General features: G+C 58.8%; 24 protein-coding genes. 14 read left to right on the top strand and 10 right to left on the bottom strand.

Features of this window, described 5'->3' with window-relative positions; all coding sequences use genetic code 11:
* Positions 1–2 precede the first annotated feature (2 nt).
* Positions 3–542 carry a dTDP-4-dehydrorhamnose 3,5-epimerase gene (rfbC, locus tag AC1DNI_RS03045; RefSeq protein WP_477690771.1) on the bottom strand — a complete coding sequence of 180 codons (540 nt, stop codon included), beginning with the start codon at positions 540–542 and terminating at the stop codon, positions 3–5.
* Positions 543–871: 329 nt separating this feature from the next.
* Between rfbC and AC1DNI_RS03040 the strand changes: the two genes are divergently transcribed.
* From AC1DNI_RS03040 to AC1DNI_RS03015, 6 genes are all read left to right on the top strand, one after another.
* Positions 872–2,167 carry a methyltransferase domain-containing protein gene (locus AC1DNI_RS03040; RefSeq protein WP_477690770.1) on the top strand — a complete coding sequence of 432 codons (1,296 nt, stop codon included), beginning with the start codon at positions 872–874 and terminating at the stop codon, positions 2,165–2,167.
* Positions 2,164–2,976, top strand: coding sequence for a sugar phosphate nucleotidyltransferase (locus AC1DNI_RS03035; protein ID WP_091950741.1), 813 nt, complete (start codon positions 2,164–2,166; stop codon positions 2,974–2,976). Before AC1DNI_RS03040 ends, AC1DNI_RS03035 begins: the two co-directional genes overlap by 4 nt.
* Positions 2,973–3,632: a PIG-L deacetylase family protein gene (locus AC1DNI_RS03030; protein ID WP_477690769.1), complete on the top strand. Its 660-nt coding sequence runs from the start codon at positions 2,973–2,975 to the stop codon at positions 3,630–3,632. The genes AC1DNI_RS03035 and AC1DNI_RS03030 overlap by 4 nt, the downstream gene beginning before the upstream one ends.
* Positions 3,633–4,002: 370 nt before the next feature.
* Positions 4,003–4,794 (top strand): response regulator transcription factor, encoded by a 792-nt coding sequence (locus AC1DNI_RS03025; protein WP_477690768.1) that lies wholly within the window; start codon positions 4,003–4,005, stop codon positions 4,792–4,794.
* A 49-nt stretch (positions 4,795–4,843) separates the two neighbouring features.
* Positions 4,844–7,048, top strand: coding sequence for a GumC family protein (locus AC1DNI_RS03020; protein WP_228017263.1), 2,205 nt, complete (start codon positions 4,844–4,846; stop codon positions 7,046–7,048).
* Positions 7,049–7,056: 8 nt separating this feature from the next.
* Positions 7,057–8,319: a polysaccharide biosynthesis/export family protein gene (locus AC1DNI_RS03015; protein ID WP_477690767.1), complete on the top strand. Its 1,263-nt coding sequence runs from the start codon at positions 7,057–7,059 to the stop codon at positions 8,317–8,319.
* 131 nt (positions 8,320–8,450) lie between these two features.
* On the opposite strand, the gene AC1DNI_RS03010 is transcribed toward AC1DNI_RS03015, so the two are convergent.
* Positions 8,451–9,440 (bottom strand): GDP-L-fucose synthase family protein, encoded by a 990-nt coding sequence (locus tag AC1DNI_RS03010; protein ID WP_477690766.1) that lies wholly within the window; start codon positions 9,438–9,440, stop codon positions 8,451–8,453.
* Positions 9,433–10,503, bottom strand: coding sequence for a GDP-mannose 4,6-dehydratase (gmd, locus tag AC1DNI_RS03005; RefSeq protein WP_153666584.1), 1,071 nt, complete (start codon positions 10,501–10,503; stop codon positions 9,433–9,435). The genes AC1DNI_RS03010 and gmd overlap by 8 nt, the downstream gene beginning before the upstream one ends.
* 370 nt (positions 10,504–10,873) lie before the next feature.
* Between gmd and AC1DNI_RS03000 the strand changes: the two genes are divergently transcribed.
* From AC1DNI_RS03000 to AC1DNI_RS02990, 3 genes are read left to right on the top strand one after another with little or no spacing between them, the layout of a single operon-like run.
* Complete coding sequence (locus AC1DNI_RS03000; RefSeq protein ID WP_477690765.1) at positions 10,874–12,133, top strand: glycosyltransferase family 4 protein; 1,260 nt, start codon at positions 10,874–10,876, stop codon at positions 12,131–12,133.
* On the top strand, positions 12,130–13,386 hold the full coding sequence (locus tag AC1DNI_RS02995; protein ID WP_477690764.1) for a glycosyltransferase family 4 protein: 1,257 nt from the start codon (positions 12,130–12,132) through the stop codon (positions 13,384–13,386). The genes AC1DNI_RS03000 and AC1DNI_RS02995 overlap by 4 nt, the downstream gene beginning before the upstream one ends.
* Positions 13,383–14,591 carry a glycosyltransferase gene (locus AC1DNI_RS02990; protein WP_477690763.1) on the top strand — a complete coding sequence of 403 codons (1,209 nt, stop codon included), beginning with the start codon at positions 13,383–13,385 and terminating at the stop codon, positions 14,589–14,591. Before AC1DNI_RS02995 ends, AC1DNI_RS02990 begins: the two co-directional genes overlap by 4 nt.
* Before the next feature lie 25 nt (positions 14,592–14,616).
* Here AC1DNI_RS02990 and AC1DNI_RS02985 read toward each other — a convergent pair whose 3' ends face one another.
* From AC1DNI_RS02985 to AC1DNI_RS02970, 4 genes are all read right to left on the bottom strand, one after another.
* Entirely contained in the window at positions 14,617–15,207 is a 591-nt protein-coding gene (locus AC1DNI_RS02985) for an LbetaH domain-containing protein (RefSeq protein ID WP_477690762.1), read from the bottom strand.
* Positions 15,208–15,268: 61 nt separating this feature from the next.
* Positions 15,269–15,940: a YdcF family protein gene (locus AC1DNI_RS02980; RefSeq protein WP_477690761.1), complete on the bottom strand. Its 672-nt coding sequence runs from the start codon at positions 15,938–15,940 to the stop codon at positions 15,269–15,271.
* Positions 15,937–16,749, bottom strand: coding sequence for a glycosyltransferase family 2 protein (locus tag AC1DNI_RS02975; RefSeq protein WP_477691465.1), 813 nt, complete (start codon positions 16,747–16,749; stop codon positions 15,937–15,939). The genes AC1DNI_RS02980 and AC1DNI_RS02975 overlap by 4 nt, the downstream gene beginning before the upstream one ends.
* A gap of 43 nt (positions 16,750–16,792) precedes the next feature.
* Positions 16,793–17,902 (bottom strand): MraY family glycosyltransferase, encoded by a 1,110-nt coding sequence (locus tag AC1DNI_RS02970; protein WP_477690760.1) that lies wholly within the window; start codon positions 17,900–17,902, stop codon positions 16,793–16,795.
* 541 nt (positions 17,903–18,443) lie between these two features.
* On the opposite strand from AC1DNI_RS02970, the gene AC1DNI_RS02965 reads away from it, so the two are divergent.
* Positions 18,444–19,211, top strand: coding sequence for a helix-turn-helix domain-containing protein (locus AC1DNI_RS02965; protein ID WP_477690759.1), 768 nt, complete (start codon positions 18,444–18,446; stop codon positions 19,209–19,211).
* Between the two features lie 15 nt (positions 19,212–19,226).
* On the opposite strand, the gene AC1DNI_RS02960 is transcribed toward AC1DNI_RS02965, so the two are convergent.
* A complete protein-coding gene (locus tag AC1DNI_RS02960; RefSeq protein WP_477690758.1) occupies positions 19,227–20,411 on the bottom strand; it encodes an MFS transporter in 1,185 nt (394 codons plus the stop codon).
* Positions 20,412–20,530: 119 nt separating this feature from the next.
* Between AC1DNI_RS02960 and AC1DNI_RS02955 the strand changes: the two genes are divergently transcribed.
* Genes AC1DNI_RS02955 through AC1DNI_RS02945 form a run of 3 tightly spaced genes read left to right on the top strand, consistent with a single transcriptional unit; the run spans position 20,531 to position 21,535 of the window.
* Complete coding sequence (locus AC1DNI_RS02955; protein WP_228017277.1) at positions 20,531–20,902, top strand: ArsR/SmtB family transcription factor; 372 nt, start codon at positions 20,531–20,533, stop codon at positions 20,900–20,902.
* Positions 20,902–21,303 carry a (R)-mandelonitrile lyase gene (locus tag AC1DNI_RS02950; RefSeq protein ID WP_477690757.1) on the top strand — a complete coding sequence of 134 codons (402 nt, stop codon included), beginning with the start codon at positions 20,902–20,904 and terminating at the stop codon, positions 21,301–21,303. Before AC1DNI_RS02955 ends, AC1DNI_RS02950 begins: the two co-directional genes overlap by 1 nt.
* A gap of 43 nt (positions 21,304–21,346) precedes the next feature.
* Positions 21,347–21,535 carry a hypothetical protein gene (locus AC1DNI_RS02945; RefSeq protein WP_027230559.1) on the top strand — a complete coding sequence of 63 codons (189 nt, stop codon included), beginning with the start codon at positions 21,347–21,349 and terminating at the stop codon, positions 21,533–21,535.
* A gap of 3 nt (positions 21,536–21,538) precedes the next feature.
* On the opposite strand, the gene AC1DNI_RS02940 is transcribed toward AC1DNI_RS02945, so the two are convergent.
* The gene (locus AC1DNI_RS02940; RefSeq protein WP_477690756.1) at positions 21,539–21,781 is read right to left on the bottom strand and encodes a hypothetical protein; all 243 of its coding nucleotides are present in this window, start codon (positions 21,779–21,781) and stop codon (positions 21,539–21,541) included.
* Positions 21,782–21,897: 116 nt separating this feature from the next.
* On the opposite strand from AC1DNI_RS02940, the gene AC1DNI_RS02935 reads away from it, so the two are divergent.
* Complete coding sequence (locus AC1DNI_RS02935; RefSeq protein ID WP_113280240.1) at positions 21,898–22,791, top strand: LysR substrate-binding domain-containing protein; 894 nt, start codon at positions 21,898–21,900, stop codon at positions 22,789–22,791.
* On the opposite strand, the gene AC1DNI_RS02930 is transcribed toward AC1DNI_RS02935, so the two are convergent.
* Positions 22,788–22,949 carry a Thivi_2564 family membrane protein gene (locus AC1DNI_RS02930; protein WP_091920228.1) on the bottom strand — a complete coding sequence of 54 codons (162 nt, stop codon included), beginning with the start codon at positions 22,947–22,949 and terminating at the stop codon, positions 22,788–22,790. The genes AC1DNI_RS02935 and AC1DNI_RS02930 overlap by 4 nt on opposite strands.
* Positions 22,950–23,060: the final 111 nt, after the last annotated feature.

Raw genomic sequence — 23,060 nt, 5'->3', positions numbered from 1 at the left:
GGTCAGGCCGGCAATTTATTGAGGAGCGGCCAGGCCTGATCCTTCTCCGAAAGCACAGTCGGTTCAGCTGGCCAGGCGATAGCGAAGGCGGGATCGTTCCAGCGGACGCCGGTCGAGGCCTGCGGATTATAGAATTCCGAAATCAGATAGGCGACAACAGCATCCTCGGTGAGGGTCTGAAATCCATGAGCGAAACCCTTGGGGATGTAGAGCCGGCGATTATTGCTCGCCGTGAGCTCACAGGCGGTCCAGCGGCGATATGTCGGCGAGTTCGGACGCAGATCGACAATCACGTCGAGGATCGCGCCGCCAATGCATGACACAACCTTTACTTCGGCGTGCGGCGCGCTCTGGAAGTGCATGCCCCGCAGCGTGTGCTTCTTGACCGAATGCGAGACGCTGTGCTGAACGAAATTGGTCTCAAGGCCATGCTCGGCATATTCCGCGGCACAGAACGTCCGGGCAAACGAGCCGCGCTCGTCGGATATCGGCAGAGCCTCGATCAGCCAGGCGCCGTTCAGTTCTGTCTCGGTGAATCGCATGCTCAAGCCTCGCATCGGTTACGTTTCGCAAGGCCAATTCTGTCAAACTCTTGGCCCGCGCGAAACTCACAATTAGGGGTAGAATTTGCCGTCGGCTCTGGCGCCACAAGGCTCTGCAACCGCCAGTCTACGGCCGTTTTCCGTCAGATGCTGCCTCCGTTTGAACGACCTGATCCGCCTACGTTCCACCTTCGGATGACCCCACTGGTCGCATAGTCATATCGCCCCTGAAGCGCCGACGCCGTACCTTCTAGCCATGAACAGCAGTGATCGGTCCGCCGGGAACGTCTCCTTTGCGCGGATCGTGGCCAGTGACCGGGAGCGACCGCATGAACATTCAAACCAGCACGCTTTTGTTGGCAAACCGCCCGAGTGACAAAATTCACCATTGTCGCCTGTGCGGCACCGGTTTGAAGCACACCTTCATCGATCTTGGCATGCAACCGCCCTGCGAAAGCTTCGTGCCGCGCGAACACATCGACTCGATGGAAGCCTACTATCCACTGCATGTCTTCGTTTGCGAAGAATGCTTCCTGGTGCAGCTTGCTGAATATGTAAGCCCCCAGGCGATCTTCGAGGAATACGCATATTTCTCCTCCTACTCGACGAGCTGGGTCGCTCACGCCAAGAAGTACTGCCACCAGATGGCACGGCAGCTCGACCTCAATCGCAACAGCCTGGTCGTGGAACTGGCCAGCAATGACGGGTACCTGCTGCAACATTTTCTGCCGCTCGACATTCCCGTGCTCGGCGTCGAACCCGCAGCCAACGTCGCCAAGGTCGCGATCGAAAAGGGCGTACCGACACGCGTCGAATTCTTTGGCGAGAACTATGCACGTGAACTCGTTGCCGAGGGGCTGCGTGCCGATCTCATCGTCGGCAACAACGTCCTGGCACAGGTTCCGGACCTCAACGACTTCGTTGCCGGCATGAAGGTCCTGCTGAAGCCCGAAGGCGTCATTACGCTCGAGTTTCCGCATATCGAAAAGCTGATCGCCGAAAACCAGTTCGATACGATCTACCACGAACACTTCTCCTATTTCTCGCTGCTGACCATCGAGCATATGGCGAAACGCCATGGCCTCAGGGTCATCGATGTCGAAGAACTTGTCACGCACGGCGGCTCGCTGCGCATCCATTTCGCTCACGAAGACAGTGCACGCGAGATACAGCCGAGCGTTGCCCGCGTCCGCGACAACGAACTGAAGGCAGGCCTCGACACGCTCAAAGTCTACACGTCGTTTGTCGAGCGGGCGCGCAAGGTAAAGCGCGAACTTCTCTCCTTCCTGATCAAGGCCAAGGAAGAAGGCAAGTCGATCTGCGGCTACGGCGCGCCGGGCAAGGGCAACACGCTGCTCAACTATTGCGGCATTGGCACCGATTTCCTCGACTTCACCGTCGACAGGAACCCTTACAAGCATGGGCGCTATACGCCAGGCATGCATATCCCGATCGAACCTGTCGAAGCCATCGACCTGATGCAGCCAGACTACATCCTGATCCTGCCTTGGAACCTCAAAAAAGAGATCGTCAATCAAATGCGCCATGTCGCCGAATGGGGCGCGAAGTTCATCGTCCCGATCCCCGGCGTCAGCATCATCGATCCGAAGGAGTTGCAGCCATGAAAGTCGTCCTTTTCTGCGGCGGTATGGGAACGCGCATCCGCGAATACTCCGAGAACGTCCCGAAACCGATGATTCCGCTGGGCTCGCAACCGATCCTCCGGCATGTGATGCAGTACTATGCCGATTACGGTCATGACGACTTCGTCCTGTGCCTCGGCTACAAGGCCAATGTCGTCAAGGACTTTTTCCTCAACGTCCGGCCGCAGACCTTCTCGGACTGCGTGGTGTCCGGCAACGGCAATGTCGAACTTCTGGGCGAGTCGCAGAAGGATTGGCGGATTTCGCTGATCGATACCGGCATCTGGCGCAATATCGGCGAGCGCCTGTGGGCCGTGCGCGACCAGGTGAAGAGCGAGCCCATCTTTCTCGCCAATTACAGCGACGGCCTTTCCAATGTCGATCTCGACGACATGATCGCCAAGTTCGAGGCAAGCGGCAAGATTGGCTGCTTCCTCGCTGTACGCCCGCCCCTCACCTATCATCTTGCAGACATTGCCGAAGACGGGCGCGTGCGCGAATTCCGTTCATCCGACCGCTCGGATATCTGGATCAACGGCGGCTATTTCCTCTTCCGCAACGAGATCTTCGACTATATGCGCGAAGGGGAAGAACTCGTGCTTGAGCCCTTTACCCGCCTCATCGCCGAGGACAAGCTGATGGCCTACAAGCATGAAGGCTTCTGGCGATCCATGGACACCCTGCGCGATTGGCAGTCGCTCCAGGAGATGGTGGAACGGGGCGACATGCCTTGGACGGCCCATGGTGCTGCGCGAGACGGAACGAATATCCGAGTGGTCAAGGCACTATGAAGCAACTGCCTCTGGCAAAACGCGGTGAACGCCTGTCGATACTTTGCCTCGGCGCCCATTCCGATGACATCGAGATCGGCGCCGGAGGCACCATTCTAACGCTGATCGCGGATGGAGTGCTCGTCGATGTTCACTGGTGTGTGCTGAGCGCATCCGGGGTCCGGGCACGCGAGGCCAATGATTCTGCTGTGTCGTTCCTCCAGGGCGCTGCATCCTACATGATCGACCTCGGCCAGTTCGAGGACAGTTACTTTCCCGACCAGAGCCGGGAGATCAAGCAGTGGCTGACGGCGCTGCGCGACCGTGTTTCACCCGATGTGATCTTTACGCATGCGCGCGACGACGCGCATCAGGATCATCGCGAAGTCAATCGCCTCACCACCAACATCTTCCGCGATCATCTCGTGCTGGAATACGAGATCCCCAAATGGGATGGCGATGTCGGACAACCGAACACCTATGTGCCCCTGACCTCGAACATCATGGATCGCAAGGTGGAGCTGCTGATGAAGCATTTCGGCACGCAGCGTTCCAAGGACTGGTTCGATGAACTGACCTTCAAGGGCCTCGCGAGGCTGCGCGGCATGGAATGCCGGGCCACCGATCGCTTTGCCGAGGGCTTCACCGTTCGCAAGCTCGCGATCACATTCAAGTGAGCTTTCACGCTTGCAAACAGCAAGCCCACGATTCGGAGGCCATTGGCGACCGAATCGCCCTTCCCGCACGCCTCTGCTGTGCGTAAATTGATTATCCGTAAGTATAACCCGTGTAATTAAGTATTTAGCCCGTCCGATTCTTCGCAGTTTTATGACTAAACACCGCCTAAGTCGAACTAATCCTGACTAGGCCTAGATCTGGGCGCTGCCTAGATCGGCCCGTTTGCCCCAATCGAATGAATTATTCGAGGATTAAAGACACCCCGAAATAATCGGCGTAAATTGAAAACCGTGAAAAGAAGTGCGGCTGGGCGTGGTTAACACGTTCAATATATCAACTCGCAACAAATATAAAAACTGGGGTAGTAAAATGGAGAATACGCATCCGTCCCTTATGGGGAAACTCGAGAATGAATCCTTTACCCGCGAAATCGTTGTAAACAACAATCAGCACCATCACTCAGTATATAGCAACGATCGCCATTTCCAAAAGTATCAGCCTGAAGATTATCTCGCAATCGTCGACAAACGCGCCCTCGAACGCGAATGTCTTGCTCAGGCTCTTCACAATCATCACATCGGTCTTAAAGTATATACTTTCGGTAGCCTCGAAGAATGGCGCGCGTCAAAGCGCAGTGTTTCCCATCTTCGCGCTGTCCTGGTAAACGCCGGCAACCGCAACATGGATGATACCGATCTGACGGCGGAAATCAGCGAACTCGTCGCAACATTCGACAGCGCGGCTGTCGTCATCGTCGCCGAAAATGACGACCTCAACTATGTTCTGAAGGCGCTCGAAATCGGTGTTCGCGGTTATATTCCGACAACATGCGGCATCGAGATCTGCATGCAAGCCATCGAGCTTGCCATTGCCGGCGGCAAGTTCGTACCGGCAAGCAGCGTCCTTGCACTGCGCAAGATGCTCGGCAACCGGAACGACGAATTCCGCCACATCGCAACCTCGTTCACAGCTCGCCAGTCGGCCGTCGCCGAAGGTCTGCGCCGCGGCAAGGCCAACAAGATCATCGCTTACGAGCTGAACTTGTGCGAAAGCACGGTCAAGGTGCACATCCGCAATATCATGAAGAAGCTCGGCGCGACGAACCGGACCGAGGTTGCCTACAAGATTAGCGACATGATCCCGCATGAGACCAGATTCTGACCTGACCTGGGCCAGTTAACCGAAATCTGAACTTGCAGGGGGGTCAATCATGATCGTATCCGAAGTACCGTCCACCCATGGCAGCGGCATGGCGCTGCCTCGCATCGCCTCGCTACTGTGGCGCCGAAAGCTCGTTGTTCTGGCGGGAGTTGCAACAGCCGTCGGCGTGGCGCTCGTCGGCTATATGCTCACACCGGCACAGTATAGTTCCGAAGCGATCCTCGCCCTCAATGTACGTAAACTCCAAGCCTTGCCAACGGAGTCCGTGGTTTCCCCCTTGCCGCAGGAAAGTCCGGTGTTGCGGACGGAACTCGACATCATAACCTCGCGAACGATGGCAGAGAACGTCCTGGCCCGGCTCGATCGAGAGGGCTTCAACGCCAACGGGAGGCTTGTTCCCGAGGCGGAGCGAGCCGCATCGCGAGTGGAACCGCCAGTTCCGGACAGCGCCAATGCGGCGACGCTGGAGGATCAGAACCGCGATCGCATCGACAGGCTTCTGTCGGATGTGAATGTTGCCAATGACGGCCGTTCCTACACAATCTATATCAGCTACCGCTCGGATAACCCCGTCTATTCCGCAGCAGTGGCCAACGCCTTCGGCGAAGCCTATCTCGACTACCAGGTCGATGTTCAGACATCCGCCACGCGGCGCGTCGGCGACTGGCTTGGCGGCAAGATCGTCAGCCTGCGTGCAACGCTTGAACAATCCGAACGGGCCGCCGCTGACTTTCGTGAGAAGTCAGGCCTTGTGAAGGCCAATGGCATGACATTGCAGTCCCAGCAGATCGCTGCACTCAATGGCGAGTTGGCCAACCTTCGGGCAAAGCTTGCAGGGACGGAAGCCCGGCTTGCCACGGCGATCGACGCAGCAAACAACAAGGCCGGCGTCGCATTGACCGAAGTCCTGAATTCCCCGGCAATCCTGGCGTTGCGAACCGAGCAGTCCCGCGTCGAACGCGCCATTCTGGAAATCAAGCAGAGCGGCGCCACGCAAAGCGCACAGCTGCCGCAACTGAACTCTCAGCTGGATTCGCTGAACGTTCAGATCAATGAAGGGATCCAGCAGATCATCAACAGCCTTCGAAGCGAGATTGATGTGACGCATCGGCAACAGGCGGCGGTGGAAGCCAACCTGAAGGAGATTCAGGATAGCATGTCCACGGCCAACCAGGCGCTGGTACACGCGGACCAACTCGACCGCGAGGCGGCCGCCAATCGCGCCATCTATGAAAGCTACCTGACACGCTACAAACAGACGATCGAGCAGGATGGCATTGCCTCGGCTGACGCCCGCATGATCTCGCGCGCGCAGCCGGCATCGTCCAAATCGAGCCCGCGCCTCAAGAGCTGGCTCCTGCTCGGCATCATTGCCGGCACGGGTCTGGGCTTCCTCGGAGCATTCCTGATCGAATGGTTCGACCGGTCGATCCGCTCGCCTGAATCGCTCGAAACGATTACCCGCCTGCCGATCATTGGCCGTATTCCCGAGCTCACGCATCGCGAGCGCCAGGAAGTCGCCCGCATGGTCAGGGATGGCCACTCGAGTTTCGGACGAGCCATCGCTGATCTTCAGGCCCACTTGCTATTGTCGTCTTCGCCGAAAGCATCGCGAGCCATCGCAATTACCTCGGCCGGCGATCAGGAAGGCAAGACGCTGATCGTTGCCGGCCTGGCCCGGTCCCTGTCTGCGACTGGCATCCGGACCGTCGTTGTTGACGCCAATTTCCGTAACCCGATGGTCGCTCAGGAATTTGGCGACCAGTTCGGTCCCTATCTCGAAGAGGTCATCCGCGGCAGGCAGACATTGGAAGCTGCGGTTCAACACGATCTTGCATCCACCATCGATTTCGTCGCTTCGCAAAGCTGCGAAGTTCCAGCCGAGTATCTGCTTGGCCACGAACAATTCGCCAAGATGATCGCCCAGTTGAAGCGTCAGTATGATATCGTGCTGATCGATACGCCTGCCCTCAATAACGGCGCAGACGCGATCCGCGTCTCGGCGCTGGTCGATACGACAATCGTCGTCGTACGGCGCGACACGGCAAGAACCGATATGGTGGTTGCCGCCGTCAACAGGCTGCGTGCGGATGGCCGCAAGATCAGTGGCATCGTGCTCAACAGCGATCGCCGCAAAGGCAAGGCTGGCCATATCGATACCTCCCTCCCGAAGATCAAGCTTGCATCGCCTCAGGTGATCAAGAAGATCGCCGGGCATGTCAAGAAATCCCGCTCCTTCACAGCGAAGGCATGAGGTGAACCATGTCAATCAAACAAAAGAACAAAAGTAACGGCATCGGCTTTCGCATCAATCGCACCGTGGCAGCCTGGACTTTTTCGTCACTGTTGCTGCTCTCTTCGACGATGTCCCCGGCCTGGGCTGAAGAGCCTTACAAGATTGCGTCCGGAGATGTGCTGCAGATCACCGTCTATGGCGACGCGGGCCTCTCCGGGGTATTCCCGGTCGGTGTCGACGGAACGATCGGCTATCCGATCCTCGGCAACATTGCGGTCGCCGATCACAGCATCCCGGAAGTTACCGGCAGCATCAGCCAGGCGCTCCTGCAACACATACCAGGCCTTTCGGTATCGGTGGCGGTCAAGGAATATGCTCCGGTGTTCGTTATCGGCGACGTGCAGAAGCCGGGAAAATATGAGTATCGCCCGGGCATGATTGCGCTCGAACTCTTCGCCTTGAGCGGGGGGCTGAAACAGGAGGCGGGCAGGATCGACGCTGCCGGCGTGCAGCTTGTGGCGGCCCGCCAGGATTATTCCGACACCAGCCTCCAGCTCTTCGCGCAAGAAGTAAGGGAGGCGCGTCTGAAAGCGGAACTCGACGACAAGCCTTTCGAATATGTGCTCTCAAGCGATACGCCAACCGAGGACAGGGATGCCCGCCAAGGCGTAGTCGATTCGGAACGCAGACTTTTCGACCTGAGGCTTGCAACACTTGCGAGCCAGGAACAGGCGCTGAAAGCCCAGACGCAGAACTACCGCGAGGAGATTCAGACGCTCGAAGAAAGCACACGGCTGCGCAACGACGAAATTTCGCTCCTGGAGAAGAATGTCAACGCCTCGCAGACTCTGGTCGACAAGGGCCTTACGTCGCAATCGTCGCTGCGCGATACCCAACGCCAGCTCTCGGCAATGCGCCGCGACTCGCTGGAGTTTGGTTCGTTCCTCGCCCGGGCGAAGCAAAACGAGAATGCCATCCAGCAGAACCTGCTTGCACTGCGCGAGCAGCGCTCGAACGATGCAGCCAGTCAGTTGCGGGACATCGACCTCGACATTATGAGGTTGCGCAAGAAGCTCTCCTTCATCGTCCAGACCATGTCTGAAATCGGAGCAAGCGCGCAGCGTGCAAGCACCCGCGAGGAATCCATCAAACTGACGTTCAGTGTGCTTCGCAATGTGAATGGCGATTACAAGGAAACCGAACTTTCCGAGCATGATCCGATCAAGGCGGGCGATATCCTGCGCGCGCAGCTGACCATGCCGGGGCAGGTCGAAAAGAAAATCAATTAGCCAAGTAATTAAACCGAAGAAGCCCGCCGGCGGTTATTAACCCCGGCGGGCTTCTTCGTTCGATCGAGAGTGCAAAAAAAGATCAACCCGCCGGCGCAGGAAGCGCAGGCGGGTTGATCGAATTTTAGTTATTAAGCGGCAGTAACGATGCGCTTTTCGCTGAGAGATACGTGCATGGATTGCTGCCAGCGCAGATAGAGGTCGCTGATGCCGGCCTCGAGCGCCACGCTCGGACGCCAGCCCATGCTCTCGAGCCGCGCCGGATCAACCAGTTTGCGCGGGGTTCCATCGGGCTTGGTCGTATCGAAGACGATCGTGCCTTCGTAGCCCACTATCCCGGCTATGAGCCTTGCGAGTTCGCCGATCGAGACCTCGCGGCCAGAGCCGATATTGATGATCTCAGGACCGGCATGGTTTTTCATGATGAACACGCAGGCGTCGGCGAGATCATCGACATGGAGAAATTCACGCTTCGGCGTTCCGGTACCCCAGACGATTGCCTTGGGACTTCCCGCGATCTTCGCCTCATGCATCTTGCGGATCAATGCCGGCAGCACATGTGCGTTCTGCAGGTCAAAATTGTCGTTCGGACCGTAGAGATTGGTCGGCATCGCCGTAATGAACCGCTGGCCATATTGGCGCGCATAGGCCTCGGCAAGCTTCAGGCCGGCGATTTTCGCGACTGCGTAGGCCTCGTTGGTTGGCTCAAGCGCGCCGGTGAGCAGCGAGTCTTCGCTGATCGGCTGCTCCGCAAATTTCGGATAGACGCAGCTTGAGCCGAGCCACAACAGCTTCTGCACGCCGAGCTGATGCGCGGCGTGCATGATGTTCATGGCAATCATGGCATTGTCGTAGAGGAAATCGGCCGGATAGGTGGAGTTGGCGATAATGCCGCCAACCTTGGCCGCGGCAATGAAAATCGCGTCCGGGCGGGCTCTGGCCATCCAGGCCTCGGTATCTGCCTGGCGCGTGAGGTCGAGTTCATCATGCGAGACCTGCAGGAGGTCGCATCCCTCGTTCTGCAGGCGCCGCACCAGCGCGGAGCCCACCATACCCGTATGCCCCGCCACCCAGATGCGCTTGCCGCGCAGGTCAAAATGATGATCGCCGGTCTCAGCCATAGAAATCGTTCCGCCCTTCTTCGCGCATGATGTTCCTCAGATCAGATTCTACCATTTCCGTCACCAGCGAGTCGAACGAGACCGTATGCGTCCAGCCGAGTTTTTCCCGCGCCTTCGCAGGATTGCCGAGGAGCAGTTCGACTTCGGTCGGTCGGAAATAGCGCGGATCGATTTCGATGAGTTCCTTGCCCGACTTGCGGTCATAACCGATCTCGTCGACGCCGGAACCCGTCCACTCGATTTCCTTGCCGACGGCGCCAAAAGCCTTTTCGACGAATTCGCGCACAGTGTGGGTTTCGCCGGTTGCGAGAACATAGTCATCTGGCTGGTCCTGCTGCAGGATGCGCCACATGCCATCGACATAGTCCCGCGCGTGACCCCAGTCGCGCTTGGCTTCGAGGTTGCCGAGGCGGAGCTTCTCCTGGAGGCCGCGTTCGATTGCGGCAACCGCGCGCGTGATCTTGCGGGTGACGAAGGTTTCGCCGCGCAGCGGGCTTTCATGGTTGAAAAGGATGCCGTTGGACGCATGCATGCCGTAGGCTTCACGGTAATTGACGGTTATCCAGTAGGCATAAAGCTTGGCGGCGGCGTAGGGGCTGCGCGGATAGAAAGGCGTTTGTTCGTTTTGCGGCGCCTCTTTGCTCTTGCCGAACAGTTCGGAAGTCGAAGCCTGGTAGAACCGGCAGGTCTTTTCGATCTTCATGATGCGCATGGCTTCGAGCAGGCGCAAGGTGCCCAGCGCATCCGAATTGGCGGTGTATTCGGGGGTTTCGAAACTGACCTGAACGTGGCTTTGCGCACCGAGATTGTAGATTTCGTCCGGCTGGATTTCCTGGACGACACGGCAGAGGTTCGTTGCATCCGTCAGGTCGCCGAAATGCAGACGAAAGCGAATGTCTTCCTCATGCGGGTCCTGGTAGAGATGATCGATACGCGCAGTATTGAACGAGGAGGAGCGCCTCTTCAGGCCGTGAACGATATAGCCCTTCTTGAGCAGGAATTCACTCAGATAGGCGCCGTCCTGGCCTGTAACGCCAATGATCAAAGCGGTCTTCGCGGTCATATCTTATCCCCGGTCTCGTGCTCTCAGAGCTTCTTTTCATTTTGGCCTCCGGACCGGCTCCCCGAATGGAAACGGCAACCGAAAACAGTGAAGAATCCTCGTTTCACTATAGAGACCGCGGGCCGGGAGACACTTCGGCAATAGGTATAGGCGCGGCATCCAGGGCGATGGAACATAAGGCGTAGCGGGCTGATTCCGGTCGATAAAAGGGGCGACTATGGATGATGGCTTCTACGGAAGTGGTAGATCCGGGAAACGGGGCACCGACATTGGTAGTGCCTTTGTTGAACTGTCCGTGCCCGCTGCGAACTGCAACAATCGCAGCCAAGTTTTCAGGGCTGGGCACAGCCATGGCTCGAGGCAGGTCTACATGAAGATCGTATTTGCAAATCGCTACTTCTCACCCGATCAATCGGCGACGAGCCGCATGGTGTCAGGGCTCGCGTTTGCGTTGCGACGGCGCGGCTTCGACGTTGCCGCCATCGCCAGCCGCACCATGCACGACAATCCCAATATCGAGCTGCCCGCCGATGAGGTGGTCGGTGGGGTTACCGTCAAACGCCTCTGGGCAACGCGATTTGGGCGCAGCAACATTCTTGGCCGGGCAATCGACTACCTGACCTTCCATGTTTCCGCGTTCTTCTGGTGTCTCGCCAATCTGGAAAAGGGAGATATCTGCGTCGTCTGCACTGACCCGCCGCTTCTGTCCGTGACGACAGCGCTGCCAATCCGCTGGCGCGGCGCACGCATGGTCAACTGGGTCATGGACCTGTTTCCGGAAGTGGCGATGGAACTCGGCATGCTGTCGGAAAAGGGCATCGCCGGCAGGCTGAGCAAGGTTGCGCGCGACTGGTCGATGCGCAAATCCACCATGATCGTCTGTCCCACCGCTTCGATGGCGTCCTACCTTGCCGAACATGGGCTTAACGAGGACCGCCTAAGCGTCATGCATCACTGGTCCGACGGGGAAGAAATCTATCCGGTCTTTCCCGCCGACAACACTCTGCGCACACGCTGGGGACTCCAGGAAAAGTTCGTCGTCGGCTACTCGGGCAATTTCGGCCGTGCCCACGACTTCTCGACCCTGATCGAAGCCGCCGTGCTGCTCAGCGACCATGACGACATCCGGTTCCTCCTGATCGGTGGCGGCCAACAGCGCGCCCATGTCGAAGAAATCGTCCGCAACCGCGACCTCAAGAACGTAACGTTCAAACCGCTCCAGCCGTCCGAACACATCGCTGAAAGCCTCAGCACGGCCGACGCGCATATCGTCTCGCTCATTCCAAGGCTCGAACACTGCATCGTTCCGAGCAAGTTCTACGGCGTCCTTGCTGCCGGTCGTCCGACGCTGTTCATCGGCGACGGCAATGGCGAGGTCGCGCGTGTCGTTGCTTCGGCAGATTGCGGGGCGGCGGTCAGGATCGGCGAGGGCCAAAGGCTCGCCGATCACATTCTCAGATTGAAGAACGAGCCCGCGCACCGCGCGCAGATGGGGATCAATGCCAGGCACACGCTCGACACCGTATTCTCGCGCGACCGGGCGGTCGGAGCCTGGTCCGACGTCATGCACCAGTTCCGCCAGCAATCGGCGGCTTCATCACAAACCTCAGTTTTCGGGCCAGCAGAATGAGCGGTAGCGTCGTCGTCAGTCAGCTCGGTGCGCGCATGCATTACGCAGTGCCACGCATCTTCGCCTCGGAGGGGCGGCTGGCGCATTTCTATACGGATATCTGTGCCACCCAGGGATGGCCCCGGCTCGTGAACAAGCTGCCCCGGCGTCTGCTTCCGTCATCGGTCAAGCGCCTGACAGGGCGGATCCCGAAAGGCGTTCCGGCCGAACTCATCTCGACCTTCCCGAACTTCGGTGCCCGGTCGGCGGTTCGCCGGTTGCGGCAAAAGAACAGTATCGAGCACATGGCCCATACGGTCTGGGCCGGTTCCGAGTTTTCGCGCCTGGTGGCGTCCAGCGGCTTCCACGGCGCCGACGGCCTCTATGCCTTTGCCGGCGATGCATTGGAGCAAATGCAGGCCGCGAAACGGCAGGGAATGTGGACTGCGGTCGAGCAGATGATCGCGCCTTGGGACACCGTCGAAGAACTCGTCGCCGGCGAACACGCGCGCTTTTCCGATTGGGCGGGTCCCTATAGTGAGAATCAATATGCGCGGGCATTTGCCGAACGGGAAAAAGCCGAATGGGCGCTTGCCGACGTGATCGTCTGCCCTTCGGAATTTGTCCGGCGCAACGTCATTGCGCGCGGTGGCAGCGCGGAACGATGCGTCGTCGTGCCATATGGGATTGATCCGCAATTTCCGGCGCAGGACATTATCCGTATCGGCGGTCCCTTGCGCGTCCTGACCGTAGGCGAAGTCGGCCTGCGCAAAGGTTCGCCCTATGTCGCCGAGGCGGCACGCATGCTCGGCAAGTCCGCTACCTTCAGAATGGCTGGCCCAAGCAGACTGTCACCGGACGTCAAGGCCGAGATTGGCCGATCCGTCGAATTGCGCGGTATCGTGCCGCGCACTGAAATGGCCAAGGAATATGAATGGGCCGACGTGTTCCTCCTGCCATCCGTATGCGAAGGTTCGGCTACCGCCATCTATGAGGCGCTCGCCGCAGGTCTGCCAGTCATCTGTACCGAAAATGCCGGCAGCGTCGTGCGGGACGGCGTGGACGGCTTCATCGTGCCTATACGTGACAGTGAAGCCATCGCCAAAGCGGTGACTGATCTGAGCGAACACCCCGGCACCCGAGCCGCGATGTCCGAAAGCGCGGTGACACGGGCCGCAGAGTTTACGGTCAAGCGCTATGGCGAGCGCTTGCTCGAAGCACTTTCCCTGCTTCCATCGCAACAGCAGACAGTCAACCAGGCCGCGCTTTCATGAAAATTTATCACGTCGTCAGTTCGATCGATCCAGCGCAGGGCGGACCACAAGCCGGCTGCTTGCGCCTCGCCGCAGCACAGGCAGCCCTCGGCCACGAGGTCGAGATCATCAGCTATGGCGGGAGCGACATCCGGCAACGCGCGTTAAGCGCGGCACACGACGTGCCGCATCTTGCAAAAGTCCGTTGGCACCTTCTAGCCGACCCGGACAGAATCGAGCGCGTTCTCGGGCTCAGCGCAGCAAGAGTGCTTCGGAACGTATTGAAGGACGCGTCTTTCGTCCACATTCATGGCGTTTGGGAACCAATCCTGAAGCATGCCGCGCGCATTGCCCGGAGTTTGAAGGTACCATATTGCGTTCAACCGCATGGGATGCTCGATGTCTGGAGCATGCGGCAGAAGCGCCTGAAGAAGCGCGTCGCGCTGCTGCTTGGCTACCGCAAGATGTTGAATGGGGCAAAGTTCATCCACGCCCTCAACACGGACGAAGCAAACCTGCTCGACCCGTTGGGACTAACCCCGCCACGGCTGGTCATCCCGAACGGCATATTTCTCGAAGAGTTCGCCGATTTGCCAGGCAAGGGATATTTTGCCGAGCGCTTTCCGCAGTTGCAAGGCAAGCGGGTCGTATTGTTCCTGTCGCGCCTTCATACGAAAAAGGGGCTCGATATTCTGGCCGCGGCGTTTTCCATGTTGGCCAAATCCCACCCCGATGTCGATCTTGCCGTTGCGGGACCGGATGGCGGCGCGAAGGATGGTTTCGTCAGCCTCGTTAAGGACCTCGGAATTACGGACCGGGTTCATCTTACCGGACCGATCTATGGCGCGGAGAAGTTACGGGCGCTGATGGATGCGGCTTGCTTCTGCCTGCCGAGCCGCCAGGAAGGCTTTAGCGTCGCCATTACCGAAGCCCTCGCCTGCGGCCTGCCCGTGGTAATCAGCGAGCCTTGTCATTTTCCCGAAGTCAGGACGGCCCACGCCGGCGCAGTCGTTGCACTCGAGCCCGCGAATGTTGCCGCGGCGATCGGCGATATCCTCGACAATCCGGATATGGCCGCGATCATGGGCGAGAACGGCAAGCGTCTCGTGCACGAGAATTATACGTGGCCGCGCGTTGCGGAACTGACGCTCCAGGGCTACGCATCGCCGAGCTTCAGCGCAGCGACCGGTTCTGCCAATCTCCGCGTCGCTCCCGACCATTCATAGCAGCTTGGATATGCAGGGATGACACTCAGCCGTTGGCTGGTTGTTTGCGCGCCCTGACCGGCTGTGCCGGATTGCCGACATAGATCATCCAGGGCTCGAGCTTGCGCATGGCAACGCCCCGTGCACCAAGGACGGCACCTTCGCCGACGACGACGCCGGGGCCGACAAAAGCTTCGGACGCGATCCAGGCGTTGGTCTTGATTGTGATCGGCCGGCTCTTCAGCGGAAAATCCGCATCGTCCACGTCGTGCGTCCCGGTGCAGAGATGTGTGCGCTGCGAGACGATGGCGAAATCCTCGATCGTGATCTCGGCGACGTTGTAGCAGATCACGCCCGGCCCCATGGATGCGTGCTTGCCCATGATGAGGTTGCCGGGCCACCAGATCTTCGCGCTGCTCCTGACAATGGCAGAAGGGTCGATCCTGGCGCCGAACTTGCGCAGCAGCCAACCCCGCCATGGACTGAGCGGCGAAGGCGTCCACGATGCAAGGAGGGTCCACGATATCATCCAAAGGAGGCGCATGAGGCGGAACCTGAGAGCAAACGTCGCTCCGCCAAGACGCGGCAATGGCGCGCTCGCTGCGTCGAATGCCGGATCGTTGTACCGTGAACGCATTGTCTTACCCCGCCTTACCAAATTCTGTTTGATACCCTGTGCCACGTTTGCCGAGTTACGTTCATGCCCGGACCTCCCGGGACGGGAACGGCGCCGGCACGAATGTCGAATTGAGCCCCAGCCAACCGCGCACGGTATACCAGATCAATTTCGGGAATTCCTTTTGTAGGTAGGTGTCGGTGCCGATTGCCAGTTTCCACATGGGCTGCCGATTTGTCACCGGGACGGACAGCCAGCGAACATCCGGCGACGCGGCGTCGAAGCTTGTGATCGCGCGCCGCGAAGCATACCAGCTTGTCACCACGATTCCGCTGCGAGCGCCCATCTGTTTCACGTAGGGAGCCGAATAGAGCGCGTTTTCCCATGTCGTACCGGACTGACACTCAACGTCAATGGCCTTCTCATCGACGCCGCGCTCGACCATTGCGGTCTTGATCCAGTAGCAATCGCCATCGCCGCTGATAAGGACGCGCGGCGCAAACTTGCCGAGCCACAGGCTGGCCGCAAGCTTGGCGCGCGCCGGGCCGTCGCCGCCAAGGACGACGATCACATCGACTTTGGCCGGCTGGTCCTGAATGGTCAGGAACTTCTGCGCGAGGAGCGGAAGCGACAGCACGAACAGAACTGTCAGAACCGCAACAAGCCCGATGGCCGGAAAGAAATACTCCCGTAACGGCAGGCGTCGCACGCGCTCGTCCGATACCGTCACGGAATGCGCGTTGACTGCGGTCATATCGAAAGGCCAAGCTCTCGCCGCTGCAGTTCCCGCATTTTAATGACGATCATATATTCGTAGGACGCAATGAGGCGGCAGTAATGATAACCCTGCCATCCGTCGAGAAATCCGCCGCGCAGGAAGTACATGTAGGCAAATCGTGCCAGCGGCCGGAAAGGCAGGCGATAGGAGAATTCCTTGAGCGCCCTGCGCCTTGCTTCCGGCGTGGCGCTGAAGAAGCTGTGCCAGGGGATACTTTTGCTCCGCAGGATCTGCAGGGATTCGCGCGCTTCAAAGCCGGAATAGCGGTTGTGCTTGTCGAACCAGGCCGCCATGCCCTTGGTGAAGCTGTAGTGGATGAAATGCGACTTCAGGCGGCCTGTCGGGCCATCGCCAACCGGTCGGGAGTGGCACTCGCGCTCATATTGGATGCGTTCAGGACGGGCTAGCCGCGTGATCCAGGTCGGATAGAGGCTCGAGTGCTTGACCCAGCGCCCCATGAACATGTTCTTGTAGCGAGCGCTGAACATCGCCTCAGGACGGTTCGGATCAGCGGCGATCGCCAGCATCTCGTCGCGCAAATCGTCAGGCGTTATCTCGTCGGCATCGGGCATATAGACCCACTCGTGCTTGAACTCGATCTCCTTCAGCCCATACATGCGCTGCTTGGTTTCGGTTTCATATTTGTGCTGATAGACGCGGGCTCCAGCTGCCTTGGCGATCTCGACGGTGCGGTCGGTGCTGAACGAATCCAGCACGACGATATCGTCACACCAGCTGAGGGATGCCAGGCAGGCCGGCAGGCACTCTTCTTCGTTGAGGGTCATGATCAATGCAGAAATCACTGTCTCGCTCCGGTTTCTTAGGTCGTCAAACTGCGTCCGAAAGGATGCCAGGCCGGGTGGGCTTGGCCGGTTGCACGGACGTGTGGGTTAAATTGAGGTCGGGCCGAATAGCGCTTGCCGAAATGGCCGACATTTTCTGCACCGGCGCCAGCGGGCGCTGAACTGCCGTTGAGCGCCCCAACAACGTTACGTAGACGAAGGCGCTGTGCACGAGGAACGGCACCACCAGCGCCAGTGTCATGGCAAGGTTCGAGACACCGAGAATGATGCCGAGGCACCCTACGCCCCCGCACACCGCCGAAGCTGCAACGATCGTCAGTGTGGTTTTCGCAGGCGGGATCGCGCGGTCGAGCAGGAGATGGTGGAGATGCCAGCGATCAGCGGCAAGCGGGCTGCGGCCGGCATGGACCCTGCGCACGATCAGGCTCAACGTATCGATGACGGGAACAATGACGATCCAGAGCAGCACGGTGAACGCTATGTTGGCGTGGATGGACAGGGTTATGATGAAATAGGCAATGACCGCTCCAAGTGCGGTGCTTCCGGCATCGCCGAGAAATATCTTGGCGCGCGCGAGCCACGGGCTACGCATGTTGAAGGCCAGAAACCCTCCCACAGCCGCAAGAAGCACCAGCATTGGCAGGATCAGCTCCGTCACGCCCTTAAAGCCAGCAATAACCGACAGCCATAACAGGGCGACTGCGGCGCAGCCGCCAGCAAGGCCATCGACGCCGTCGATCATGTTCCAGGCATTGATAAGACCTATGACGAAGAGAATCGCGACGATGGTCAGAAGCGGAAACGATATGGCCAGCAGCGCGGGCGGCAGGGCAATGCCGGTGACAATGGTGACTCCGGAAAAAGGATTGACCAGCGTCAGGGCAACCAGAAACTGCGCAGCCAGGCGACGCACGGCCGGCAGATCGACGCGGTCATCGGTTATTCCGACCACCAACGTTACGAAAAGGCCTGCCCAAAAATTGACGGGAAGCGACGGCGCGTGGTCGTGCAACATCATGACGAGCGCAAAGGTTGCAAAGATAGCAATGCCGCCGCAGAGCGGAACGACGCCATCGTGCAACTTGCGCCGGTCGGGATGATCGACGAGGGCGAACACAGGTGAGACCCGTTTCAAGATTACGACAAGCGCAGCACTTACAATCAATGCTGCAAAACAATTGGTGATCCATGCAAACAAGGCGCACCCCCGCGAATTGAACACTCGCCATGCAAGGTGTGTTCACCTGTCACGGCCAAACCGAGTGGATTTTGGAAAACAGTACCGGCGGGAGTGATTCCGCGCCATTTAGGAGAAGTGAGAAGAGGTTCCACCTGATGGATGAACCCGGCTCGAACTTGTGTGTCCCTTTGGTGGAGTGAAACAACGTCGCCCGTGGGAAAACAAGCGCTTCCCGTGACCTGTTAGCCGAACGCGTCAACCCCGAAATGATCGGATTCTATGTGTCCGGCCTCGCGCGCGCGTACATCGCACCTTCGCGTCACGCCCGCGTCACGTTTGGTCCATTACCCTTGCCGATTAACATGAAATACAAGGGGTTAGCCGCAACGAATCGGCCTTGGGACTGGGGCGATTCCAATAGAATCATAACAAAATCTGGCGGCTTTTTTCTCATCAAATGGCGTAGGGTAGGATCATGAGTGTGACGGTGGCGCGTATGAGGACTGACCAAATCCAAAGCGGCTCCCCGAACGAGGGTGGAGCGAATTTCAAGAGCGGCATCCTCATCTATGCCGAGGCTGGAGTCGTTTTCCAGGGACTTGTGCAATCACTCGAACGAACGTTTCCCGATCTCAAGGTCGACCTTTCAAACAAGCTTGTCGACTCCGGCGAAAACGACGACGCAATCGGTCTGGTCATGATCCACGCCGATTTTGTCTCCGACCTCATCGACTGTATCGCGCGCTGCAAAATGCGCTTTCCCGATGCTTACGTGACATTGATGATCGATGACACGAGTGCGTCCATTCCAGAATTCAATACGCTCTTCGACAATAATCTGGTGCAGGGCCTCCTGCCTTTCAGCCTGAAGCTTGATGCGTGGCTGGCGGTCGTCTGGCTGATGCTCAACGGCGGCGAATATTATCCGTCAACGATTGTTCGCTCGATGGCAAAGGCTGCAAACGGCACACAGGTCAAGGCTCAGACGCCGTTCAGCGCCCAGCCGAAGCATACTTCAATGAATGCCTGGCCGGTAAAGACCCTGACCCTGCGCGAACATGAGATTTTGCAGCTTCTCTCCGAGGGCTTGCAGAACAAGATCATTGCCGACCGCCTTGCCCTTTCGGTGCATACGGTCAAGGTGCATGTTCACAACCTCATCCGCAAATTGCGCGCGCACAACCGCACCCAGGCGACGGCGATCTATCGCGACAGCATGGAGCATCACGGTCTGAAGCCCTTCGATACGACGGTCGTTCACTAGAGAACGAGGGCTGCGCTAGCCAAATCGAGCCATCGACAGTTTCTCCTTGCGGGACGTCGCGCCCGCAAACCGGAGCACTGCAAGCCCCAGCACCGGGAAGAGCGCGCCCAGCCAGCAAAGATGGACCAGCCCGACATGGGAAAGGATCTGGCCGCCTATCATCGATCCGAATGCGACGCCGAGGTAGAGCGCGGAGAAGTTGAGCGAGAGCGCCAATGGCGCGCTTTCCGGCGCGATGGTCAGGATCCGGCTCGCCTGCGCCGGCGGGAACATCCAGGCGATCACGCCCCAGACGAACATGTGCGCGATGAGAACGGGACCGGCGATTTCGTGCGGCAATTGCATGATCCAGCTTACAGTCGCCAGCACCGCGGCATTGAGGACCGAGGCAGCGACGACAGTGCGGGTCGCACCGAGCCGGTCAGCCAACTGGCCTCCCAAAAAATTACCGATGGCCGCGCCGATACCGAACGACAAGAGGACCACGGGCAGCATCGACTTGCCAAGGCCGACGCCGTCAACGGCAATCGCTGCAATATAGGTGTAAACCGCAAAAGCGCCGGTCATGTAAAGGAGCGTGGTCAGCAGCGCCGGCATGAGGCCGGGGTGGCGGATCACTGAAAGGCGCTGAGACAGCGTGAGTCGGTCTGCATAAAGTCCGCGGGGCAATAGCGACCAGACGACGACCGCCGCAATCAGGCCGATCAGCGCGATGAAGGCATAGGTGCCGCGCCATCCCGCGAAAGCGCTGATAGCAGCGCCAAGCGGCGCGCCGAACGCGACAGCAAGGGTGGTGCCACCGACGACGGCAGCAACCGCGCGGGCACGATGATGGGCTTCCGAAATGGCGACTGCCGTTGCCTGTGCCGTGGCCGCGTATAGACCTGCGGTCACCGCAATCAGAAGGCGTGCAAGCAGGAGAAGCAGATATGTCGGCGCAACGGCGGCGCACAGCGCGCCAATCACGAAAACCGTCGCGCTGCCAGCCAGAATCGTGCGGCGGTCGAGCGAGCCGGTGAGCGCGGCAATAGCCGGCGCTCCGATCGCATAGGCAAACGCATAAGCCACGACAAGATAGCCGGCCTGGACCAAAGTGACGCCCGTATCGCCGGCGATCTGCGGCAGAAGACTAGCCGCGACGAATGCCTCGATACCGATGGCGAATGCACCAAGCGCTAATCCGAAAAGACGAATGTCCATGGAGTCACCTAAATGTTCAATGAACGTTGAACTAACGCCTGGGCCTTGCAGGAGTCAAGCCTAAAGTTCAACAAATATTGAACATTGAAAACTCTCCTGCCAATTGCTATTAAATTCGTATGACAGAATATCTCGATCACCCCACGGCCGAAGACATCGCCCTGCCGGCCGTCCTGACTGCTCTTGGCGACGAAACCCGTCTTGCCATCATCGCCATTCTTGCCCGCAACGGCGAAAAGGCGATGACTTGCGGGCAGTTTCTGCAACTGGGTTCCAAGACGGCCATCAGTTATCATGTGGCAAAGCTGCGCGAGGCCGGCATTATTCATGTGCGCCCGGACGGCACACGCCGCCTCCTGACATTGCGCCGCGACGACCTGGAGCATCGGTTTCCGGGATTTCTCGATTCGGTGGTCACGTCGGCTGTGGCAATGCAAACGCCTGAGGTTTTGGACTATCCGGCAGCACCGGAAACTGCGCGAGGTATGTGATGGAAATCAAAGCAATTGGCTCGGTCGCTTCGCGTCGTGCCCCCGAGGAATATTTCACCGGAACGGTCTGGCAGGACCCGATCATCGAAACGCCAGCCCCGGCGCGGCTTCAAGCCGTTCTGGTGCGCTTCGAGCCCGGAGCCAGGACCGCCTGGCACACCCATCCGCTAGGACAAACGCTGCACGTGGTTTCGGGAAAAGGGCTCGTGCAGGTGTGGGGCGAACCGATCCGCGAAATCCGGGCCGGCGATACGGTGTGGATTCCGCCGGGCGAAAAGCATTGGCATGGCGCCGCGCCCGATACCTATATGGTGCACCTTGCCATGCAGGAGAGGCTTGAAGGCAAGGCTGCGGAGTGGATGGAAAAGGTCTCCGACAGCCAATACTCCGGCCAGGAATAATCTGTTATCATAACCTTCAGTGTACGGCGTGAAAGGACACAACATGGCATTCGAAGACATCAAGGCACAAATTGCCCTCTTGCTCGAAGCGATGGTCCAGCGGCCCACCGATGCCCATGAAATTCACGAGAACCTGCGTGAAAAGCTCAACGAACTCCGGGCCATGGGCATGCCCTTGCCCGATGACCTTGTTGCACTGGAAAAGCAGCTCGAAACCGATTTCGACTCCTAGACTCTAAAGAAACCGCTTCGGACCTTCTCGCAGCAACGCGCCAAGATCATCCTCCCCCGCGCGCTCGCCGCGGGCCGGACGTCCGTCAATCACGCCGATATCGCGCAGCATGTGATCGGAAAACTCTTCGGCGTCGATTCTGACGGGGCGGCGTTCGACCGGGTTTTGGCGCCCGGGCTTGGTCAGAAGGCCGCGAAGCGTCAAGTGGCCGACGGTACGAGCGGCGTGGGTTGTCATCGTGGTCATTGTCTCAACTCCAATGGCGATTTTAGTCTTGGGTGATGCGAACATGCGCCCGTTCCGCCTTGTTTTCCAACAAAACGCCAAGTAGCATGCATAAGCAGAGCTTATGTGAGACGTGAATGAACCTACCTCCGCTTGCTTCCATCCGGGTGTTTGAGGCCGCCGCCCGCCACGGCAGTTTCACCAAGGCCGCGGAAGAACTCGGCATGACCCAGGCTGCGGTCAGCTATCAGATCAAGCTTCTCGAGGAGCGCATCGGCGCGCAATTGTTCCTGCGCCGCCCGCGCCAAGTCACCCTGACGGAGGTCGGCGCCCGCTTGTCGCCGGTCATCAGCGACGCGTTCGACATGATGCGGGCGGCCATAGCTGCGACGCGCGAGAATGCCGACGGCGTATTGACCATCAGCACGATCCCGACATTCGCTGCGAACTGGCTCGTGCCACGGCTTGGATCATTCCAACTCGCGCAACCAAACCTGGCGGTGCGCCTTCAGGCGAACCGGGAAATCATTGATTTTTCAAGGCAAGACGCCGATATCGGCATACGTTCCGGCAGCGGCAAATGGCCGGGCCTCGTCGCGCACCGTATTTTCGATGCCGATTTCACGCCGATGCTCAGTCCCAAGCTTGCCGCGTCGATTGGTGGGGTGAAATCACCGGAGGATCTTCTGAGGCTGACGATCGTCGATCCCGGGGATCCGTGGTGGCGCCTGTGGTTCAATGCGGCGGGAATTGCCAATCCCGATCTGCGCGGCGATCCCCGCAGCCGTTTCGGCGATCAGCACCTTGAAGGCAAAGCGGTCATTGCCGGCCAAGGGGTCGGCATTCTTACCCCGGCCTTCTACGAGACCGAGCTTGCACAAGGCCTGCTTATCCAGCCGTTCAATATTGTCGGCACTGCCGACCACTATTACTGGCTTGTTTATCCGGAGGCGCGGCGCAACGTGCCCAAAATCCGCGCCTTCCGGGACTGGCTTCTCGGCCAGTTGGAGCCTGTTGCTGAAGAGGCTTAGAAGACCGCGAGATACTTCAGCAGCGAAATGATGCCGATCACAATGACGATGACCTGGGCGATCTGCTTCGCGCGCCCGTCAAGCGGCAGCATCTGGATGAGGTAAAGAACGAGGAAGATCACCAGAACGGTGATCAAGAGACTGATCAAAATCGACATTATAAACTTCCTGTTTTTGGGGAACCATATGAGTGTAGCCTCAGATAACTCCTTGCTTTCTATATTGGTTCCATGAAATCCATGACTTGGCAGCGGAATAGGTTTGTTTGG

The sequence above is a fragment of the Phyllobacterium sp. 01N428 genome, assembly GCF_056399405.1.
This window is presented reverse-complemented; position numbering and strand designations above follow the sequence as displayed.

Excerpts from the sequence above, each read along its gene's own strand:
- AC1DNI_RS02960 (WP_477690758.1), bottom strand. The coding sequence starts at position 20,411 with ATGGACATTCGTCTTTTCGGATTAGCGCTTGGTGCATTCGCCATCGGT.
- AC1DNI_RS02995 (WP_477690764.1), top strand. The coding sequence starts at position 12,130 with ATGAGCGGTAGCGTCGTCGTCAGTCAGCTCGGTGCGCGCATGCATTAC.
- AC1DNI_RS02975 (WP_477691465.1), bottom strand. The coding sequence starts at position 16,749 with ATGACCCTCAACGAAGAAGAGTGCCTGCCGGCCTGCCTGGCATCCCTC.
- AC1DNI_RS02940 (WP_477690756.1), bottom strand. The coding sequence starts at position 21,781 with ATGACCACGATGACAACCCACGCCGCTCGTACCGTCGGCCACTTGACG.
- AC1DNI_RS03040 (WP_477690770.1), top strand. The coding sequence starts at position 872 with ATGAACATTCAAACCAGCACGCTTTTGTTGGCAAACCGCCCGAGTGAC.
- AC1DNI_RS02990 (WP_477690763.1), top strand. The coding sequence starts at position 13,383 with ATGAAAATTTATCACGTCGTCAGTTCGATCGATCCAGCGCAGGGCGGA.
- rfbC (WP_477690771.1), bottom strand. The coding sequence starts at position 542 with ATGCGATTCACCGAGACAGAACTGAACGGCGCCTGGCTGATCGAGGCT.
- AC1DNI_RS02980 (WP_477690761.1), bottom strand. The coding sequence starts at position 15,940 with ATGACCGCAGTCAACGCGCATTCCGTGACGGTATCGGACGAGCGCGTG.
- AC1DNI_RS02965 (WP_477690759.1), top strand. The coding sequence starts at position 18,444 with ATGAGGACTGACCAAATCCAAAGCGGCTCCCCGAACGAGGGTGGAGCG.
- AC1DNI_RS03035 (WP_091950741.1), top strand. The coding sequence starts at position 2,164 with ATGAAAGTCGTCCTTTTCTGCGGCGGTATGGGAACGCGCATCCGCGAA.
- AC1DNI_RS03025 (WP_477690768.1), top strand. The coding sequence starts at position 4,003 with ATGGAGAATACGCATCCGTCCCTTATGGGGAAACTCGAGAATGAATCC.
- AC1DNI_RS02945 (WP_027230559.1), top strand. The coding sequence starts at position 21,347 with ATGGCATTCGAAGACATCAAGGCACAAATTGCCCTCTTGCTCGAAGCG.
- AC1DNI_RS03030 (WP_477690769.1), top strand. The coding sequence starts at position 2,973 with ATGAAGCAACTGCCTCTGGCAAAACGCGGTGAACGCCTGTCGATACTT.
- gmd (WP_153666584.1), bottom strand. The coding sequence starts at position 10,503 with ATGACCGCGAAGACCGCTTTGATCATTGGCGTTACAGGCCAGGACGGC.
- AC1DNI_RS03010 (WP_477690766.1), bottom strand. The coding sequence starts at position 9,440 with ATGGCTGAGACCGGCGATCATCATTTTGACCTGCGCGGCAAGCGCATC.
- AC1DNI_RS02930 (WP_091920228.1), bottom strand. The coding sequence starts at position 22,949 with ATGTCGATTTTGATCAGTCTCTTGATCACCGTTCTGGTGATCTTCCTC.
- AC1DNI_RS03000 (WP_477690765.1), top strand. The coding sequence starts at position 10,874 with ATGAAGATCGTATTTGCAAATCGCTACTTCTCACCCGATCAATCGGCG.
- AC1DNI_RS03015 (WP_477690767.1), top strand. The coding sequence starts at position 7,057 with ATGTCAATCAAACAAAAGAACAAAAGTAACGGCATCGGCTTTCGCATC.
- AC1DNI_RS02935 (WP_113280240.1), top strand. The coding sequence starts at position 21,898 with ATGAACCTACCTCCGCTTGCTTCCATCCGGGTGTTTGAGGCCGCCGCC.
- AC1DNI_RS02955 (WP_228017277.1), top strand. The coding sequence starts at position 20,531 with ATGACAGAATATCTCGATCACCCCACGGCCGAAGACATCGCCCTGCCG.
- AC1DNI_RS02985 (WP_477690762.1), bottom strand. The coding sequence starts at position 15,207 with ATGCGTTCACGGTACAACGATCCGGCATTCGACGCAGCGAGCGCGCCA.
- AC1DNI_RS03020 (WP_228017263.1), top strand. The coding sequence starts at position 4,844 with ATGATCGTATCCGAAGTACCGTCCACCCATGGCAGCGGCATGGCGCTG.
- AC1DNI_RS02950 (WP_477690757.1), top strand. The coding sequence starts at position 20,902 with ATGGAAATCAAAGCAATTGGCTCGGTCGCTTCGCGTCGTGCCCCCGAG.